The sequence below is a fragment of the Streptomyces sp. O3 genome (genome assembly GCF_054788135.1).
The window spans coordinates 1-17,668 of sequence record NZ_JBTVYK010000084.1; the positions used below are offsets into that span (position 1 = coordinate 1).

The 17,668-nt window shown below is 71.2% G+C and carries 16 protein-coding genes; 10 read left to right on the forward strand and 6 right to left on the reverse strand.

Annotated elements, in window-relative coordinates; genetic code table 11:
- The first annotated feature begins 297 nt into the window (after positions 1 to 297).
- Positions 298 to 1,899, forward strand: a complete 1,602-nt coding sequence (gene serA / locus ACX6XY_RS28430; protein ID WP_460336907.1) for a phosphoglycerate dehydrogenase — start codon at positions 298 to 300, stop codon at positions 1,897 to 1,899.
- Between the two features lie 122 nt (positions 1,900 to 2,021).
- Here the strand turns inward: serA and ACX6XY_RS28435 are convergent, their stop codons facing one another.
- Together ACX6XY_RS28435 and ACX6XY_RS28440 are read right to left on the reverse strand one after the other, a co-directional pair.
- A complete protein-coding gene (locus ACX6XY_RS28435; protein ID WP_460336909.1) occupies positions 2,022 to 2,819 on the reverse strand; it encodes an SDR family NAD(P)-dependent oxidoreductase in 798 nt (265 codons plus the stop codon).
- Positions 2,820 to 2,929: 110 nt separating this feature from the next.
- Positions 2,930 to 4,669, reverse strand: a complete 1,740-nt coding sequence (locus tag ACX6XY_RS28440; protein ID WP_460336912.1) for a PucR family transcriptional regulator — start codon at positions 4,667 to 4,669, stop codon at positions 2,930 to 2,932.
- Between the two features lie 234 nt (positions 4,670 to 4,903).
- Here ACX6XY_RS28440 and ACX6XY_RS28445 point away from each other — a divergent pair, with 234 nt between their 5' ends.
- Complete coding sequence (locus ACX6XY_RS28445) at positions 4,904 to 5,830, forward strand: proline dehydrogenase family protein (RefSeq protein WP_460336914.1); 927 nt, start codon at positions 4,904 to 4,906, stop codon at positions 5,828 to 5,830.
- A 179-nt stretch (positions 5,831 to 6,009) separates the two neighbouring features.
- Positions 6,010 to 7,641, forward strand: a complete 1,632-nt coding sequence (gene pruA, locus ACX6XY_RS28450; RefSeq protein ID WP_460336917.1) for an L-glutamate gamma-semialdehyde dehydrogenase — start codon at positions 6,010 to 6,012, stop codon at positions 7,639 to 7,641.
- Between the two features lie 73 nt (positions 7,642 to 7,714).
- Here pruA and ACX6XY_RS28455 read toward each other — a convergent pair whose 3' ends face one another.
- On the reverse strand, positions 7,715 to 8,614 hold the full coding sequence (locus ACX6XY_RS28455; protein ID WP_460336919.1) for an alpha/beta fold hydrolase: 900 nt from the start codon (positions 8,612 to 8,614) through the stop codon (positions 7,715 to 7,717).
- 128 nt (positions 8,615 to 8,742) lie between these two features.
- Between ACX6XY_RS28455 and ACX6XY_RS28460 the strand changes: the two genes are divergently transcribed.
- Together ACX6XY_RS28460 and ACX6XY_RS28465 are read left to right on the forward strand one after the other, a co-directional pair.
- On the forward strand, positions 8,743 to 9,204 hold the full coding sequence (locus ACX6XY_RS28460; protein WP_460336921.1) for a prevent-host-death family protein: 462 nt from the start codon (positions 8,743 to 8,745) through the stop codon (positions 9,202 to 9,204).
- Positions 9,201 to 9,557 (forward strand): hypothetical protein, encoded by a 357-nt coding sequence (locus ACX6XY_RS28465; protein ID WP_460336923.1) that lies wholly within the window; start codon positions 9,201 to 9,203, stop codon positions 9,555 to 9,557. Before ACX6XY_RS28460 ends, ACX6XY_RS28465 begins: the two co-directional genes overlap by 4 nt.
- A gap of 39 nt (positions 9,558 to 9,596) precedes the next feature.
- Here the strand turns inward: ACX6XY_RS28465 and ACX6XY_RS28470 are convergent, their stop codons facing one another.
- Positions 9,597 to 10,295: a nitroreductase family protein gene (locus ACX6XY_RS28470; RefSeq protein WP_460336926.1), complete on the reverse strand. Its 699-nt coding sequence runs from the start codon at positions 10,293 to 10,295 to the stop codon at positions 9,597 to 9,599.
- A gap of 138 nt (positions 10,296 to 10,433) precedes the next feature.
- Between ACX6XY_RS28470 and ACX6XY_RS28475 the strand changes: the two genes are divergently transcribed.
- Positions 10,434 to 11,111 carry a TetR/AcrR family transcriptional regulator gene (locus ACX6XY_RS28475; protein ID WP_460336928.1) on the forward strand — a complete coding sequence of 226 codons (678 nt, stop codon included), beginning with the start codon at positions 10,434 to 10,436 and terminating at the stop codon, positions 11,109 to 11,111.
- A 211-nt stretch (positions 11,112 to 11,322) separates the two neighbouring features.
- Positions 11,323 to 11,454 carry a hypothetical protein gene (locus tag ACX6XY_RS28480; RefSeq protein ID WP_460336930.1) on the forward strand — a complete coding sequence of 44 codons (132 nt, stop codon included), beginning with the start codon at positions 11,323 to 11,325 and terminating at the stop codon, positions 11,452 to 11,454.
- A gap of 24 nt (positions 11,455 to 11,478) precedes the next feature.
- Here ACX6XY_RS28480 and ACX6XY_RS28485 read toward each other — a convergent pair whose 3' ends face one another.
- On the reverse strand, positions 11,479 to 13,074 hold the full coding sequence (locus ACX6XY_RS28485; protein WP_460336933.1) for a purple acid phosphatase family protein: 1,596 nt from the start codon (positions 13,072 to 13,074) through the stop codon (positions 11,479 to 11,481).
- 206 nt (positions 13,075 to 13,280) lie between these two features.
- Here ACX6XY_RS28485 and ACX6XY_RS28490 point away from each other — a divergent pair, with 206 nt between their 5' ends.
- The gene (locus tag ACX6XY_RS28490; RefSeq protein WP_460336936.1) at positions 13,281 to 14,321 is read left to right on the forward strand and encodes a 3-isopropylmalate dehydrogenase; all 1,041 of its coding nucleotides are present in this window, start codon (positions 13,281 to 13,283) and stop codon (positions 14,319 to 14,321) included.
- A gap of 281 nt (positions 14,322 to 14,602) precedes the next feature.
- Complete coding sequence (locus ACX6XY_RS28495) at positions 14,603 to 15,691, forward strand: branched-chain amino acid aminotransferase (RefSeq protein ID WP_460336939.1); 1,089 nt, start codon at positions 14,603 to 14,605, stop codon at positions 15,689 to 15,691.
- 62 nt (positions 15,692 to 15,753) lie between these two features.
- Here the strand turns inward: ACX6XY_RS28495 and ACX6XY_RS28500 are convergent, their stop codons facing one another.
- Positions 15,754 to 17,196, reverse strand: coding sequence for a cytosine permease (locus tag ACX6XY_RS28500; protein WP_460336942.1), 1,443 nt, complete (start codon positions 17,194 to 17,196; stop codon positions 15,754 to 15,756).
- A 154-nt stretch (positions 17,197 to 17,350) separates the two neighbouring features.
- On the opposite strand from ACX6XY_RS28500, the gene ureA reads away from it, so the two are divergent.
- The coding region (gene ureA / locus ACX6XY_RS28505) for an urease subunit gamma (protein WP_460336946.1) at positions 17,351 to 17,668 on the forward strand (318 nt) is incomplete at its 3' end.

Sequence of the window (17,668 nt, forward strand, 5' to 3'; positions counted from 1 at the left end):
GGGGGCGCCAAACCCCCGCGCGGCCCCCCCCCGCCCCGCGGGGGGGGGGGCCGGGGGGGCCCCCCCCCCGCCGCACGCCCCCGTGCCCCCGCTCCACCCCCACTCCACCCCCGTTGGACAGTGCGTCCAACACGGATGGGTGATCCTTCCGACAAGGCGGAAAACTCGCCGCACGTCGGCACTAGACTGCACACCACATACGCGTCAGGCCCACAGCGTCGTGCGTCTTCGCGGCTTGCCCCTCCACCGCCTGCGGCCGTCGGGACGGCCGTCCGCAATGGACTTGTGAGGACACACGTGAGCTCGAACCCTGCCAAACCCGTCGTACTCATCGCCGAAGAGCTGTCGCCCGCGACCGTGGACGCGCTGGGTCCGGACTTCGAGATCCGGCACTGCAGCGGAGCCGACCGCGCCGAACTGCTCCCCGCCATCGCCGACGTCGACGCGATCCTGGTCCGCTCCGCGACCAAGGTCGACGCCGAGGCGATCGCCGCCGCGAAGAACCTGAAGGTCGTCGCCCGCGCCGGAGTCGGCCTGGACAACGTCGACGTGTCCGCCGCCACCAAGGCCGGCGTGATGGTCGTCAACGCCCCGACGTCCAACATCGTCACCGCCGCCGAACTCGCCTGCGGCCTGCTCGTCGCCACCGCCCGCAACATCCCGCAGGCCAACACCGCGCTCAAGAACGGCGAGTGGAAGCGCTCCAAGTACACCGGCGTCGAGCTCAGCGAGAAGACCCTCGGCGTGGTCGGCCTCGGCCGCATCGGCGTCCTGGTCGCCCAGCGGATGTCCGCCTTCGGCATGAAGGTCGTCGCGTACGACCCGTATGTGCAGCCCGCGCGCGCCGCGCAGATGGGCGTGAAGCTGCTGACGCTCGACGAACTGCTCGAAGTCTCCGACTTCATCACCGTGCACCTGCCCAAGACCCCCGAGACCCTCGGCCTCATCGGCGACGAGGCGCTGCACAAGGTCAAGCCGACCGTCCGCATCGTCAACGCCGCGCGCGGCGGCATCGTCGACGAGGAGGCGCTGTACTCCGCGCTGAAGGAGGGCCGGGTCGCCGGCGCGGGCCTCGACGTCTACGCCAAGGAGCCGTGCACCGACTCCCCGCTCTTCGAGTTCGACCAGGTCGTGTGCACCCCGCACCTCGGCGCGTCCACGGACGAGGCCCAGGAGAAGGCCGGTATCGCGGTCGCCAAGTCGGTACGCCTCGCGCTCGCCGGTGAACTGGTGCCGGACGCGGTCAACGTCCAGGGCGGCGTCATCGCCGAGGACGTACGCCCCGGCCTGCCGCTCGCCGAGAAGCTCGGCCGGATCTTCACCGCGCTCGCGGGCGAGGTCGCGGCCCGGCTCGACGTCGAGGTGTACGGCGAGATCACCCAGCACGACGTCAAGGTGCTCGAACTCAGCGCGCTCAAGGGCGTGTTCGAGGACGTCGTGGACGATACGGTCTCGTATGTGAACGCCCCCCTCTTCGCCCAGGAGCGCGGCGTCGAGGTCCGGCTGACCACCAGCTCGGAGTCGCCCGACCACCGCAACCTGGTCACCGTACGCGGCACGCTGACCGGCGGCGAGGAGATCGCGGTCTCCGGCACGCTCGCCGGGCCCAAGCACCTGCAGAAGATCGTCGCGATCGGCGACCACGACATCGACCTGTCGCTCGCCGACCACATGGCCGTCCTGCGGTACGCGGACCGTCCGGGCGTCGTCGGCACGGTCGGCCGGGTGCTCGGCGAGGCCGGTCTGAACATCGGCGGCATGCAGGTCTCCCGCGCGGACGTCGGCGGCGAGGCCCTCGCGGTGCTCACGGTCGACGACACGGTGCCGGGCGCGGTGCTCGCCGAGCTGGCCGAGGAGATCGGCGCGACCTCGGCACGCTCGGTCAACCTCACCGACTGACCCGCACGCCCGCCCGTACGCTACGCCACCGGGGCCCGGTCACCCACGCGGTGACCGGGCCCCGGTGCCGTCGCGGCGCTCTCCCGCTGACCGCCCAGGGGCTCGCGGGCCCTGGCGCGCCGTCAGCGCTTGCGCATGCGCAGCGAGTTCCAGCTCGCGTCTGCGGTCCAGCCGCCGTCCACCGGCAGCGCGACGCCGTTGACGAAGCCGCTGCGGGCCGAGTCGGCCAGGAAGGTCACGGCCTGGGCGATGTCCTCGGGCGCGGCGAACCCCGCCATGGGCACCCGCTCGACGATGTCGGCGTCGGTGTAACCGCCGGACGCCTGGTCGGCGGCGTCCATCTCGGTCTTCACCCAGCCGGGACACACCGCGTTGACCCGGACCCCGCGGCCGCCCCACTCCGCGGCGAGCGTCCGGGTGAGACCGATCAGGCCGTGCTTGCTCGCGTTGTACGCGGCCCGGTCGGCGACCCCGTGCAGCCCCGCGATCGAGGCGACGTTGACGATCGAGCCGCCGCCCGCCTCCAGCATCAGCTTCCCCAGCGCCCGGCACAGCAGGAACGGTCCGGTGAGGTTGACCTCCAGGACACGCCGCCACTGCTCGGCGGTGGTCTCCTCGGCCGGGGTGAGCAGCGAGACGCCCGCGTTGTTGACCAGTACGTCCACCCGGCCGAAACGTTCCCGCACCTGTGCGGCGAGCTGGTTCACATGGTCCTCCGAGGCCACGTCGCCGACCGCCGACAGCGCCTGCGCACCGGCCTCCCGTACGGCGGCCAGGGTCTCCACCGGCTCTTTCAGGTCGGCCAGGACGAGTGCGTACCCCTCGCCCGCCAGCACCTCGGCCACCCTGCGGCCGATGCCCTGCGCCACGCCGGTCACCACGGCGACCGGTGTCTGTGCGTGCTTCGCGTTCGTATCCATGAGCAGAACCTCACGTTGCAGAGAAAATCGGAGAAAGGACGAGAGACCGTCGAGCCGCGTGCGCCAGACCGGCGATCCGGCGGCTCGCGGGGGTGCCCGGAGCGCCCGGCTCACCGTAGCCGGGCCGCCTTCAGAGCCATGTGCAGCAGCAGGCGGTGCTGGCCGTCGTCGAGGTCGAGGCCGGTGAGCTGCTCTACGCGGGAGAGGCGGTAGTAGAGCGTCTGGCGGTGGATGCCGAGCGCCGCGGCGGTGCGTCCCGCCTGGCCCGCGCAGTCGAGGAACGCCTCCGCCGTGCGGGCGAGTTCGGTCTGCGCGGGGGCGAGCAGCGACCGTACGCACGGGTCCTGCGCGGCCCCCGCGGGCAGCGCGGTGAGCAGCCGGAAGGGGCCGATCGCCGACCACTCGGCCACCGGACCGAGCGCGGGCTGCGCGAGTGCGCTGCGCGCCGCGGCGGCGGCCTGCGCCCACCCGGTCGGCAGATCCGCGAGACCGCGCAGCGCCCCTCCGATCCCCGCCGCGGCCCGGACCCGGCCCGCGTCACCCCTGGGCCCGGCCACGGCACGGGCACCCGTGCCGCTTCTCCTGCCGACCCCGCTGTCCGCGCCCGCGTCGGCACCGGCTCTGCCTACCCCGGCGCCGACTCCTCCGGCACCGGTCACGCCACCAGGACCAGCGCCGCGTCCGACGCCAGTCCCGTGTCCGGGTCCGGCACCGCGACCGGATCCGGTGCTGCCACCGGCACCAGCGGCGCGTCCGGGTCCGCCACCGCCACCGCGATCGGATCCAGTGCTGCCACCGGCACTCGTGCCGCGTCCGGTGCCAGTAACGCCACCGGGTGCGGCACCGGCACCGGCGCCAGGGTCGCGTCCGGTCGTACCGCCACCGTCCTCGGCCCTGTCACCGGCACCAGTGGCGCGTCCGGGGCCGGGTCCGCCACCGGTACCGCGACCGGATCCAGTCGCGCGTCCGGCCCCGGCGCCGCGACCGGCACTCGTGCCACCGCCATGGCCACCGCCGCCGGTGGCTGCGCTGTTCGTGGGGCGGGTGTCCGTTCGGGGTGCGCCGGGTGTCGTACGGGTGGCAGCCCCGGCGCCGCCCGCGCTCGTCAGCAGGCGCTCCGCCGCGGTCGTCGCGGGGGACAGGGCCTGCGCGGACCTGACGCGGACCAGGGCGGCGAGGGCGTGCCCCGGTGCGGCGGAGCCGGGGGCCCCGGTGTCCCACGGCACCGTGCAGACCGCCGCCGTACCCGGCGCCCTGCGCGCGTCCTCGCTCGGCCAGGGCGCGACACAGACCAGGACGAACAGGTCGTCCGCGCCGGGCCCCAGCGCCGCCCGCAGCGCGACCATCGCCATGTCGCGCTGCCAGCCCCGCTCCGCGGTGAGCGCCGTACGGAACTCGCGGGCCACCTCGTCGCCCGCCGAGGCCTCGTCGGCGAGCAGGACGCCGATGCGTCGCGTGACCTCCATGGCCGCGGCCAGCTGCGCCTCGGACGGCCCCGGATCGGTGTCGAGCAGCCAGACATAGCCGTACACGACACCCCCGTGCCGTACCGGGAGGCACAGCCGCGCCCGGAACACCCCCGCGTCCGGGGCGGCCGGGATCCGCATCGGCTCGCTCGCCCGCGCGATCCCGTACTCCTCGAACCAGGCCCGTACCGCCGGGGTCGACCGGCGGGTCAGGATCGAGCGGGTGCGGACCGGGTCCATCTCGGAGTCGTCGTCGCTGTCGTGCGCCCCGAACGCGATCAGCCCGAAATCCCGGTCCTCCAGCGTCGCGGGCGCGCCGAGCAGCGCCGACACCTCGTCGACCAGTTCCTGGTAGTCGCCCTTCACGCGGCCATTCTGCGGCATCCCCGCCCCCGCTTCATACAATTGTCTGAGATCCGGGACACGGATGCGTGACAGCTGTCGATGGCGAGGAAGGGGAGCGATCCTTAGGTTTCACGGTGGTTCTCCGTGCTGTTCCCGCTGGGTTCACCAGGGCGGATGTCCTCGGTCGCGTGTCCAGGGCACGCGTCCCGGGGCTTGCGTCCAGGCCGCCAGCGAGTTCCGCCACATCTCGTCCCACTCTCGTGGAGGTGCCCCGTGCTGGGTCCCGTGCTTCTCGCCGCCGCGCGGAGCGACAGCATCCGTCGTATCGTCTCGGCCGCACCGGTCACCCGCCCCGTGGTGGACCGTTTCGTCGCCGGTGAGCGTCTCGACGAGTCGATGCGGGCCGTCCAGGCCCTGGCCGACCGCGGTCTGGAGGTCACGCTCGACCACCTTGGCGAGGACATCACCGACCCGGCCGAGGCGCTGCGCACCCGCGACGCGTACCTCGCGCTGACCGAGGGCCTCACGCCCCTCGGCCTCGGCGCGCGCGCCGAGATGTCGGTCAAGCTCTCCGCCTTCGGGCAGGCGCTGCCCGGCGGCCATGACCTCGCCCTGAAGAACGTCACACCGGTCGTCGAGGCCGCCGCCGAGATCGGCACGACCGTGACGCTCGACATGGAGGACCACACCACGGTCGACTCGACCCTGGCGATCCTCTCCGAGCTGCGCGAGCGGTTCCCGCAGACCGGCGCCGTCGTCCAGTCGTACCTCTTCCGTACGGAGGACGACTGCCACGCGCTCGCCGGGGAGGGCTCGCGGGTGCGTCTGGTGAAGGGCGCCTACAAGGAGCCCGCCTCCGTCGCGTACCAGGACAAGGCCGAGGTCGACAAGGCGTACGTCCGCTGCCTCAGGATCCTGATGGCGGGGCAGGGCTATCCCATGATCGGGTCGCACGATCCGCGGATGGTCGCGATCGGACAGGAGCTCGCGCGCCGGAACGGGCGCAAACTGGATGAGTACGAGTTCCAGATGCTGTACGGCATCCGGGAGGCCGAGCAGCAGCGTCTGGTCGCCGAGGGACATCGCATGCGTGTGTACATCCCGTACGGAACCGACTGGTACGGCTACTTCATGCGCCGCCTCGCCGAGCGCCCGGCCAACCTCGCGTTCTTCCTGCGCTCGCTGGTGAGCCGAGGTTGATGACCATGGCTGAGCGAAGCTTCCCCCACGGCCGGGGGTCCGGGGGTCGTCCCCCGGAAAGACACAGCCTGCGCTCGCTGGTGAGCCGAGGGTGATGACCATGGCTGACCGCCGCTGCCCGCGCTGAGCACGCGACCGACTCACAACACCCCGCAACCCCCTAAGGAGATTCGGCCATCATGGACGCTGTAACCCAGGTCCCCATGCCGGTCAACGAGCCGGTGCACACCTACGCTCCCGGCTCACCCGAGCGCGCCCGCCTGGAGGCCAAGCTCAAGGAGCTGTCCGGGAACCCGATCAACCTGACGATGACCATCGGCGGCGAGAAGCGGATGGGCGGCGGCGAGCGTTTCCACGTCGTGCAGCCGCACAACCGCAAGGCCGTCATCGGCACCTACGGCAACGCCACCCAGGCCGACGCCCAGGACGCGATCGACGCCGCCCTGGCCGCCGCCCCGGCCTGGCGCGCGATGTCGTTCGACGACCGCGCCGCGATCATCCTGCGCGCGGCCGAGCTGCTGTCCGGACCGTGGCGCGAGACCCTCGCGGCCTCCACCATGCTGGGCCAGTCGAAGACCGCGCAGCAGGCCGAGATCGACACGCCGTGCGAGCTGATCGACTTCTGGCGCTTCAACGTGAAGTACGCCCGTGACCTGCTCGCCGAGCAGCCCGTCGCCAACTCGCAGGGCGTCTGGAACCGCCTGGACCACCGCCCGCTCGAGGGCTTCGTCTACGCGATCACGCCGTTCAACTTCACCGCGATCGCGGGCAACCTGCCGACCGCCCCGGCCCTGATGGGCAACGTCGTGGTCTGGAAGCCGTCCCCGACGCAGACCCACGCCGCCGTGCTGCTGATGCAGCTCCTGGAGGAGGCGGGCCTGCCCAAGGGCGTCATCAACCTGGTGACGGGGGACGGCCTGGAGGTCTCCGAGGTGGCCCTGAACCACCCCGACCTGGCCGGAATCCACTTCACCGGCTCGACCAAGACCTTCCAGCACCTGTGGAAGACGGTCGGCAACAACATCGAGAAGTACAAGTCGTACCCGCGCATCGTCGGCGAGACCGGCGGCAAGGACTTCGTGGTCGCCCACCCGTCGGCCGACCCGGCGATCCTGAAGACGGCGCTGACCCGCGGCTCCTTCGAGTTCCAGGGCCAGAAGTGCTCGGCGAGCTCGCGCGCGTACATCCCGCGCTCGCTGTGGGAGAGCGGCCTGCGCGAGGAGTTCACCGCCGAGGTCGAGGGCATCAAGATGGGCGATGTCACCGACCTGGAGAACTTCATGGGCGCCGTGATCGACGACCGCGCCTTCGCCAAGAACAAGGCCGCGATCGACCGCGCCGCGGCGGACCCGAGCTGCGAGATCATCGCGGGCGGCAGCTATGACGACTCGGTCGGCTACTTCGTCCGCCCGACGGTCATCGAGTGCTCGGACCCGGCCAACGAGGTCTTCACCACGGAGTACTTCGGCCCGATCCTGGCCGTCCACGTCTACGAGGACGACGCGTACGAGACGATGCTGGAGCAGATGGAGTCGGTCTCGGCGTACGCCCTGACCGGTTCGATCATCGCCGGTGACCGTGCGGCGGCCGCCCACGCGATGGACAAGCTCCGCTACGCGGCGGGCAACTTCTACATCAACGACAAGTCGACCGGCGCCGTGGTCGGCCAGCAGCCCTTCGGCGGCGGCCGCGCCTCCGGCACCTGCGACAAGGCGGGCGCCCCGCAGAACCTGATGCGCTGGACGCTGACCCGCGCCATCAAGGAGACGCTGGTTCCGCCGACCGACTACGCCTACCCGCACATGGGCTGACCCACCGCCGGGGTCCGCCCCGCCGACCACCGCCCCCGTCCGGACTGCACCCTGGACGGGGGCGGTGCGCGTATCAGCCGCGGGCCGCGAGGGCGAGGTTCCGGGTGAGGAAGTCGTCCATCAGCGCGGCGATCCGCGCCGCGTGCGTCTCCAGGGCGAAGTGCCCGGTCGGCAGCAGATGGATCTCGGCGTCCGGCAGGTCCCGCCGGAAGGCGAGGGCGCCCTCGGGGACGAAGATCTCGTCATGGGCGCCCCAGACCGCGAGCAGCGGTACCTGTGAAGTGCGGAAGTACTCCTGGAAGGCGGGGTAGAGCGCGAAGTTGTCGCCGTAGTCGCCGATCAGGCCGAGCTGGATCGCGTCCTGGCCCTCGCGGGCCATCAGCGCCGCGTCGTGGTGGTACGCGTCCGGGCTGACCAGCGTCGGGTCGGGGACGCCGTGGGTGTACTGCCAGCGGATGCCCTCCAGCGAGCGGATGGCCCGTACCGGCTCGGCGGTCTCCGGATCGGACGGGTCCGCGATGTACGCGAGTACGGGGGCCCAGGCCTCCTTGCCGAGCCCCTCCTCGTAGGCGTTGCCGTTCTGGGTGACGATCGCCGTGACCCGCTCGGGGTGCGCGAGCGCGAGGCGCAGGCCGATCGGGGCGCCGTAGTCCTGGACGTAGACCGCGAACCGGTCGAGCCCGAGCTGCTCGGTGAACTCACCGGTGACGGCGGCGAGTTCGGCGAAGGTGTAGCGGAACTCCGCGGCGGGCGGGGCGGCCGAGCGGCCGAAGCCGATGTGGTCGGGCGCGATGACGCGGTACCGGTCGGCCAGCCGCCAGATGAGGTCGCGGAACATGTGCGAGCTGGTGGGGAACCCGTGCAGCAGAAGCAGCACGGGCGCGTCCGCGGGCCCCGCCTCCCGGTAGAAGACCTCCTGCCCGCGGACGGTCGTGGTCAGATACCGGGTCTGCTGCGGCGCGCTCACACTCACGATTAACCCCTCAATCTGTGTTTACTGGTTATTTCGAGTGAACCAGCTTCGACCTAACTTGACAAGGTCAATTCAGGGGTTAGGTGAACCTGTTGACTTCGGAATGTGTTCCGAACTATCGTCGGGGTATGGCCACACCCACTGTTCCGTTCTCCGAGCTCTCCAAGAACTCCAAGCGGGTCGTTGCCACCCTCGACCAGGCGCAGCGCGTGCATGTCACGCGGCGCGACGGCGAGGACCTGTACCTGACGACCGCCCGTCACGACCGGCGTCGAGAGGAGACGGCCGACGTCACGGCTCGGATTCTCGCCGCGCTCCTGGCGCATGAAGCCGGCGCACAGGCGATAGGAGCTGTGCTGCCCAGTGTGTTTCCGTGGGTGCGGCATCTGTCGGCGGTTGAGGTACGCGAGTTCATGCGAGACCTGGTCGCGGCCACGACGGACGCGGCGGAGCTGGACGTCCATGCCACGCTGCACCGCGCCATCGTCGAATGGCGGGCCACCGCCCGGGTCCTTGCCGATCCGGAGCTGACCGCGCAGCTGACCCGCCCGCTGCCGGACGGTGACTACGGCGAGGTGACCGCGCCGTGACGCCCAAGCGTGGCGATGACGCGGCCCCACCGCCGGTCGGCGACGAGTGGCGGGTGAAGTTCGCCACGAACGAGGCCGCGAAGGGCTGGGGCGCGTTGTGCGTCGAAGCGCCGGGAAACACCAGACGGTGTTTCGAGGCGCTGCGTGCCGCTCCCACGTCGTTGGCCGATCTCGATCGGCAACACCGCCTCCGGGGCCGACTCGCTACCGCCGTTCTGGGCGGTAGCGAGTACCCGCAGTGGGAGTACGAGGTGACGGCCGGTGGCCGGGTGCGCTACCTGGTCGATCAGCAGCGGCGCACGGTGCACTTGGTGTACGCGTCGCCCCGGCATCCCAAGGACACCGACAGCTGACCGGCACGGTCAGCTGGCCTCGGCCGATTCGATGTCCGCTCAGACCTCCACCATCACCTGGTCCAGCGACTTGCGTACGAGGTCGGGGACCTGGCAGTCGGGTGCGGGGTAGCCGACCGGTATCACCGCGAACGCCTTCTCGTTCTCCGGGCGGCCCAGCACCTCGGACAGGAACCGCATCGGGCTCGGCGTGTGGATCAGCGCGGCGAGCCCCGACAGGTGCAGCGCCGAGAGGAGCATGCCGACCGCGATGCCGACCGACTCGTCGACGTAGTAGTGCTTGTGCTTGGCGCCGTCGGCGCCGAGCCAGTAGCGCTGCTGGAAGACGACGATCAGCGCGGGCGCGTCGGTCAGATGCGGCTTCACCTCGTCGGTGCCCAGCGGCCGCAGCGCCGCCAGCCACTCCTCGCCGAGGCGGCCGTCGTAGCTGATCCGCTCCTCGTGCTCGGCGGCCTCCCGGATCCGGCGGCGCACCTCCGGGTCGCGGACCAGGGCGAAGGTCCACGGCTGCTGGTGTGCGCCGGACGGGGCCGTCGCGGCGCAGGCGATGGCGTCCCGGATGACCTGATCCGGCACCGGGTCGGTGGCGAACTGCCGTACGGTCCTGCGCTGCCGCATGCGTTCCCGCAGTTCGGCGGCGCGGGCGAGGGACTCGGCCGGGTCCATCCGCTCGGGGTGGTAGGGGACGGGTCGGTACGGGGCGCCGTGGATGGGCGCCCACTCCTGAGTGGTCGACATGGCCCAGATTCTGCTGTGCGGCCGGGCGCGGCACCAGAGTGCGACGCCAGAGCGGATACCAAAGCAGGTGCTGAAGCGGGTGCCGAAGCAGGTGCCGGAGCGGGGTGCCGGAGCGGGCGGCCCGCTCCCTAGAGTGGTGTGCCCGCAGTACTGCGCCCGCAGTGGCTGCCGCCCTCCGCCCGCTGGGAGCCCGCCATGCGCCAGAACCCCGCCCGCCGTACCGCCCTGCTCGACGGGGCCATCGAAGTGCTCGCCAGCGAGGGCTCGCGCGGGCTGACCCTCCGGGCCGTCGACAAGGCGGCCAAGGTGCCCGTCGGCACGACGTCCAACTACTTCACCGACCGCGCCGACCTGCTGGCCCAGGTCATGCAGCGCATCCTGGAGCGGCTGACCCCCCAAGAGGCCGAGCTGGCCGACACCCTGACGGCCGAGCCGTCCGCCGAGCTGGTGAAGACCCTGCTCCACCAGCTCCTGGCGCGCACCCGGCGGGAGCGCGCCAGCCATCTGGCGCTGCTCGAACTGCGCCTGGAGGCCACCCGCCGCCCCGAGCTGCACACCGAGCTGACCCGGTTCTTCCGCGGCCAGCTGGAGGCGAACATCGACTTCCACCTCGGCGCGGGGCTGCCCGGCGACCGTACCGGCGTGGTGCTGATCTACCTCGCGATGCTCGGGCTGATCGTGGACGACCTCACCGTCCCCGAGCTGCTCACACCGCACCGGATCGACGTGCTGATCGACACGATGGCGACGCGGCTGCTGCCGCCGGACCCGGCCCAGAACCAAGATCGCGTCTCAGATACTAGGAAGTCCGAGTAATTGTGGAGACAGAAGCTCCGCTCTCCCTTAGCTTTGTAGGAGCCGAACGTCTCGCTAGATCCAGCGAATGGCGGTTGTGAGCCGGTCCCTTGCGCAGGTAACCCCTGCGGCCCCGCTCCCCGCCCCTTCCGGCGCCTCGAAATCCAGTGTTCTCCAGAGCCGTACGGCCGCATCCGTCCCTCTGGACCGTGATCTCAAGGAGTCGATCACCATGCCCGTCGAGACGACCGTCCGCCGAGTCCGCCGCGCCCCCGCCGCCCAGGCGGCGGAGCGCAAGCACGCCGCCGCCGCCCTGCAGCGTGCCCTCGACCGCAGGGACAACGGCGGCGCCACCGGCCACTGACGGCCGAGCGGTACCCGCGGGCCGTCACCGGCCCCGCTTGATCTCGAAGTAGTCGACGCGCTCGCCGCTCTCGGCGAGCGCGGAGACCTTCAGCACCGGCGCCGCGCCGGTCTCCGCCTCCACCGCGAGGAACGAGAACCCGGTGAACCGCACCCGCGACCACTCCACCAGGTCCGGGTCCGGCAGCCGCAGCCTGGTCCAGTGATGGGTCAGGATCGCGTCGCGGTCGTTGACGTGGCCCTCGTAGCTGTCCGGCACCCCGAGCCCGAAGCTGTACAGCTCCTTGCCCGCGCCGCCCGCCGTGACGTACACGATCCCGTCCCGTGTCGGATCAGTGGACGCGCCGACCGGCACCGCCCTGCCGACCTCGCCGTTCTTGACGGCGTCGGTCCGCTCGTACACATGGTTGTGCCCGTTGATCACCAGGTCGACCTCATGCCGGGTGAGCAGCGGCAGCCAGGCGTCGCGCAGCCCGCCGTCCGAGCCGTGCGTCGCCGTCGAGTACATGCAGTGGTGGAAGAAGACTACGACGAACTCCACGTCCGGGTCCCGGCGCAGCTCGCCGAGCCGCCGGTCCAGCCAGGCCGTCTGCCTGCCGTTCGTATAGCCCTTGTTGGCGGGTATCTGGTACGAGACGTCGTTCGCGTCCAGCGCCACCACGCCGACGTTGCCGTACGTGAAGGAGTACACGCCCGGCGCGTTCTTCGGGTCGAAGCCGTTGTCCGGGAGCGAGAAGCGGGCCGATTGGCCGCCGTAGCCGTTCGGCGAGTACCAGGCCTCCATGTCGTGGTTGCCGGTCGTCACCATCCACGGCACCCGTGCCGCCACGCTCTCCGTCTGCGCCAGGAACTGGTCCCACGCGCGCGCGTCGTAGGTGTCCGACTCCCTGCCGAAGCCGCTGGAGTCGGCGTAGCAGAGGTCTCCCGCGTGCAGATGGAAGGACGGGTTCTGGCCGAGGATCAGCTGGTCGTTGGCGAGCGCGTGATAGCTCACCCCCTGGTCGCCGAAGGCCGTGAACACGAACCGCTCGGGCCGCGCGGGCGCGGTGCGGAACGACCCCAGCGTGCCCAGCCGCTCCGGCGACGCCGGGTCGAAGCCGTCGTGCCCGACGCCGTAGTAGTACGTGGTGCCGGGCCGCAGCCCGTCCAGGGCCGCGTGCAGGTAGTACTGGTCCACCTCGGGGAGCTGGTGTGACAGCGCGGGGGTGTGCAGCTCGCGCACCTCGGCGTCGATCTTCCGGCTCAGCTCCCACGGCGTCAGACCCACTCGTATGTACGGCCGTCTGACCGCGAGCGGCACCTGCCAGGAGATCCGCATCTGGGTCTTCGGATCGGCGCCGAAGGCGAGATGCCGTCCGAACGGCGCGACCAGCGAGCCGTCCACCCGCGCCGTCGCGGGAGACGCCGCCAGGGCCGGAGAACTCGGCGCCGCGTGTGCGCCTCCCGTACCGGCCAGCAGGCCGCCGCCCGCCAGGGACGCGGTCGCCAGACCGCCGACCAGGGCGCCGCGCCGCGAGACCTTGGGGCGCGCGTGCCGGGTGCGCAGGTACTCATGCTGCTCGGCCATGGTCATACGCCGTGCGAGCTGCTCGGGGATGCCGACGTCAGGCGTGTCACTCATGGCGGGCAACCTGCCAGTAACGTCCGACTCCGGCCAGTCCACGGGGTGAACGGACGGTGGAGAACCGTGGAGATCTGGGGAGGGGGCGGTGAGGGTCGGGGGAGTCGCAGGGGGGCGAAGGGAGCCGCAGGGGCGGCGCGACACCCCTGAGTCCGCATCGTGGACACGTATGTGTCATCCCATGGGACGAGGAGTACGGTTCCGTCATGGCTCGCAGCATCAATCTCGCAGTGGTTCCCGGTGACGGCATCGGACAGGAAGTCGTGGCGCAGGGACTCAAGGTCCTCGCCGCCGTCCTCCCGCAGGATGTGAAGCTGGAGACCAAGGAGTACGACCTCGGCGCCCAGCGCTGGCACCGCACCGGAGAGACCCTCCCGGACGCGGACCTCGAGGCGCTCAAGCAGCACGACGCCATCCTGCTCGGCGCGATCGGCGACCCGAGCGTGCCCTCCGGCGTCCTGGAGCGCGGGCTGCTGCTCAAACTGCGGTTCGCCTTCGACCACTTCATCAACCTGCGGCCGAGCAAGCTCTTCCCGAACACCTCGACCCCGCTGGCCGGACGCCCGGAGATCGACTTCGTCGTCGTCCGCGAGGGCACCGAAGGCCCCTACACCGGCAACGGCGGCTCGCTGCGCACCGGCACGCCCGCCGAGGTCGCCACCGAGGTCAGCGTGAACACCGCGTACGGCGTGGAGCGCGTGGTCCGGGACGCCTTCGCGCGGGCCGCCGCGCGCCCCCGCAAGAAGCTGACCCTGGTCCACAAGAACAACGTGCTGGTGTACGCGGGCCGCCTGTGGAAGGACACCTTCGACCGGGTCGCCGCCGAGTACCCGGACGTCACCACCGACTACCTGCACGTCGACGCCGCGACGATCTTCTTCGTCACCCAGCCGGAGCGCTTCGACGTCATCGTCACCGACAACCTCTTCGGTGACATCCTCACCGACCTCGCCGCCGCCGTGACCGGCGGCATCGGCCTGGCCGCGTCCGGCAACATCAACCCGACGGGCGCCTTCCCGTCGATGTTCGAGCCCGTGCACGGCTCCGCGCCCGACATCGCGGGCCAGGGCAAGGCCGACCCGACGGCCACCGTTCTCTCGGTCGCCCTGATGCTGCGCCACCTCGGTTTCACGGCCGAGGCGGAGCGCGTGGAGGAGGCCGTCTCGGCGGACCTCGTGGAGCGCGAGGGTACGACGCGCACCACCGACCAGACTGGTGACGCACTCGCCGTACGAGTAGCGGGCTGACCCCGGTCGGACCGCGGACCCCTGGAGGGCTTCCCCCAGGGTCACCGCCTCTCAGCCGCCGGGTGCGCACACCCGGCGGCTTTTCCTGCGCGGCGCCGGGTGTCACCATCGATCCCTGGGCCGCATTCACTCCGTCTCGTACACGGCCCCACGGTTTCGAGCTCGCGGCACGCGGGCGATAATCGAACGTGGGGCCGCGGCATGCGGGGAGCTCGGACGCCACGCAGCCGTAGCGGCGTGAACGCGGTCCCTCACACACAACAGGTGAAGGACACGCACTCATGACGACGCCCACGATCGAGCTCAAGCCCTCAGCGCATCCGCTGTCCGACGCGGAGCGCGAGGCGATCATGGCCAATCCCGGATTCGGCCGTCACTTCACCGACCACATGGTGACGATCAAGTGGACGGAGGGCCGTGGCTGGCACGACGCCGAGCTCGTCCCGTACGCGCCGCTGTCCCTCGACCCCGCGAACATGACGCTGCACTACGCGCAGACGATCTTCGAGGGGCTCAAGGCCTACCGCCGCACCGACGGCTCCATCGCCGCCTTCCGCCCGGAGGCCAACGCCGAGCGCCTCAACACGTCGGCCCGCCGGATGGCGATGCCCGAGCTGCCCACCGAGCTGTTCGTCGCCGCGTGCGACGCGCTGGTCAAGCAGGATCAGGCCTGGGTGCCGGGGGCCGGCGGCGAGGAGACGCTCTACCTGCGTCCGTTCATGATCGCCACCGAGGTCGGCCTGGGTGTGCGCCCCTCGAACGAGTACCTCTTCATCGTGATCGCCTCGCCCTCCGCGCCGTTCTTCGCGGGCGGCGTCAAGCCGGTCACGGTCTGGCTGAGCGAGGAGTACGTGCGGGCCGTCAAGGGCGGCACGGGCGCGGCGAAGACCGGCGGCAACTACGCGGCCTCGCTGGCGGCCGCGGCCGAGGCCAAGCAGCACGGCTGCGACCAGGTGGTCTGGCTGGACGCCTTCGAGCACCGCTGGATCGAGGAGATGGGGGGCATGAACCTGTACTTCGTGTACGGGAACAAGATCGTCACCCCCGAGCTCACCGGCTCCCTCCTGCCCGGCATCACCCGTGACTCGCTCCTCACCATCGCCCGCGACCTGGGCTACGAGGCGGTCGAGGGCCGTATCTCCACCGAGGACTGGAAGCGCGGCAACGAGGACGGCACGCTGACCGAGGTCTTCGCCTGCGGCACGGCCGCGGTGATCACACCGGTCGGGGCGGTCAAGTCGGCCCGCGCGGACTGGACCCAGGCGGACGGCCAGCCCGGCGAGGTCACGATGCGACTCCGCAAGGCGCTGCTCGACCTCCAGTCGGGCGCGGCGGCGGACACCCACGGCTGGATGCACCAGATCGTCTGAGCGAGCCGGGTTTTTCAGCGGAAGGGGCGGGGCCGTATCTGCGGCCCCGCCCCGCCCTCCGCTCACACCGCGCTGTCGACCTTGACCTCGGGCGCACCCGGCTCGGCGACAGCCTGCGGCCGGGCCTGCGCGCCCCGAGCCGTAAGCAGCACATACAACACACCCCCCACCGCGCCCGACAGCAGGAAGCTGAAGTCCAGGCCGCCCAGCGGGGCCACCAGCGGGCCGGTGTAGTTTGGCGTGTCCACGGCGAACAGGCCCACGGCTGAGCCCGCCGCCCACGCCGCCGTGGCCCGCGGGTTCCAGCCGCCGCGGAACCAGTAGGCGCCGCCGCGCGCCCGGCGGTTGAGCACCTGGAGCGCCTCGCTGTCGTACTCGCCGCGGCAGCGGACGTACCCGATCAGCACGATCACGGCCCAGGGGGTGCCGACGGCGGTGAGCGCCAGCACGAACGAGGTCATCGCGTCCTGGGCGTTCCACGCGAAGTGGCCGACGAACACCATCACGGTGGAGATGACGGCGACGGCGTAGGTGGCCTTCGTCCGTGTGGTGCGCGGCATGATCGCGTCCAGGTCGAGGCCCATCGAGTACAGCATCAGCCCGGCGTTGCCGATCGACCCGGCGGACGCGGCGAGCAGCAGCGGCACCAGGAACCAGACGGGCGACGCGGCGACCAGCGGCCCGGCGTAGTCCTCGTAGGCGCCTGCGGCGAGTGCCGTGAAGGTCCCGAAGAGCTGCGGGACGGACAGGCCGACCACCAGGCCGACGCAGGTGGCGAGCCAGACCTTCTTCGACGAGTGCCGCTTCGGCGAGATGTAGCGGGTGTAGTCGCCCAGCAGCAGAATGAAGGCGATCGGGCCGCTCAGACCGGCCGCGACGGTGGAGAGCACCCAGGTCGGCCAGAAGCCGCCCAGCAGGTACTCAGCCCCCGCCGGGGCCGCGGTGGTGAAGTCCGGGGCGTACGCGAAGACGCCGACGATCAGCAGCAGGGTCATGCCGATGGCCAGCGCGCGGGAGAGCCGTAGCAGCAGCCGGTAGCCGTAGATGGCGGCGAAGGCGGTCGCCCCGGCCAGTACCGCGTAGATCAGGGCGTAGCCCAGGCCGCTCTCGGGCATGCCGAAGAGCCGCCCCAGCGTGGCGACCATCGCGTCGCCGCCGACCCACAGGGTCAGCGCGGAGTAGCCCAGCGACAGCAGGAGGCCGATGACCGAGCCGATGAGCCGCCCGCGCACGCCGAACTGGGCTCCGCTGCTGGTGGAGAGGTTGGTCGCGGTGCGCAGCGAGACCAGCGCGAGCGGGGCGATCAGAAAGGTGCCGACCAGGGTGCCGACCAGCAGTGAGCTGACCGAGGGCCAGAAGCCCAGACCGAAGGAGACCGGCAGCCAGCCGAAGATCACGACGCCGAGGGCGAGGTTCGAGCCGAGGAGGAAGCTGACCACGTCGCGCGGCCTGCTGGTGCGTTCCTCGTCGGGGATGGTCTCGACACCGTACTGCTCGATCTGCATGGGGTTCTCCCTGGGGACCTGGGATACTTGATCTTTGAGCGGTGCTCAAACCTTTGAGCGGAACTCAATGTGCGGTCTCTCTCGCCTCCAGGTCAAGACTTTCGCGAAACCAAACCGAGGTTTAGAGTGACGTTCAAATAGGAGGTGTGGTGACGTGCGACTGACCCCGACGGAGCGCGACCGGCTGCTGCTCTTCAACGCCGCCGAACTGGCCCGGACCCGCCGGGCCCGCGGCCTGCGGCTGAACGTCCCCGAGGCGACCGCCCTGATCGCGGACACGGTCTGCGAGGCGGCCCGCGACGGGCTCCGGCTGGCGGACGCGATCGAACGCGGCCGCTCCGTGCTGGCCCCGGACGACGTGCTGCCCGGCGTCGCCGACGTACTCACCGAGGTCCATGTGGAGGCCGTCTTCGACGACGGGTCCCGGCTCGCCGTGGTCTCCGCGCCGCTGGCCGCGGGCGCCAGCGGCGAC

Bases quoted from the DNA above. Each gene is read 5' to 3' on its own strand.
- ACX6XY_RS28435 (WP_460336909.1), bottom strand. From the start codon at position 2,819: ATGGATACGAACGCGAAGCACGCACAGACACCGGTCGCCGTGGTGACC.
- ACX6XY_RS28460 (WP_460336921.1), top strand. From the start codon at position 8,743: ATGGCCACACCCACTGTTCCGTTCTCCGAGCTCTCCAAGAACTCCAAG.
- ACX6XY_RS28480 (WP_460336930.1), top strand. From the start codon at position 11,323: ATGCCCGTCGAGACGACCGTCCGCCGAGTCCGCCGCGCCCCCGCCGCC.
- ACX6XY_RS28485 (WP_460336933.1), bottom strand. From the start codon at position 13,074: ATGAGTGACACGCCTGACGTCGGCATCCCCGAGCAGCTCGCACGGCGT.
- ACX6XY_RS28495 (WP_460336939.1), top strand. From the start codon at position 14,603: ATGACGACGCCCACGATCGAGCTCAAGCCCTCAGCGCATCCGCTGTCC.
- ACX6XY_RS28500 (WP_460336942.1), bottom strand. From the start codon at position 17,196: ATGCAGATCGAGCAGTACGGTGTCGAGACCATCCCCGACGAGGAACGC.
- ACX6XY_RS28490 (WP_460336936.1), top strand. From the start codon at position 13,281: ATGGCTCGCAGCATCAATCTCGCAGTGGTTCCCGGTGACGGCATCGGA.
- ACX6XY_RS28470 (WP_460336926.1), bottom strand. From the start codon at position 10,295: ATGTCGACCACTCAGGAGTGGGCGCCCATCCACGGCGCCCCGTACCGA.
- pruA (WP_460336917.1), top strand. From the start codon at position 6,010: ATGGACGCTGTAACCCAGGTCCCCATGCCGGTCAACGAGCCGGTGCAC.
- ACX6XY_RS28440 (WP_460336912.1), bottom strand. From the start codon at position 4,669: ATGCCGCAGAATGGCCGCGTGAAGGGCGACTACCAGGAACTGGTCGAC.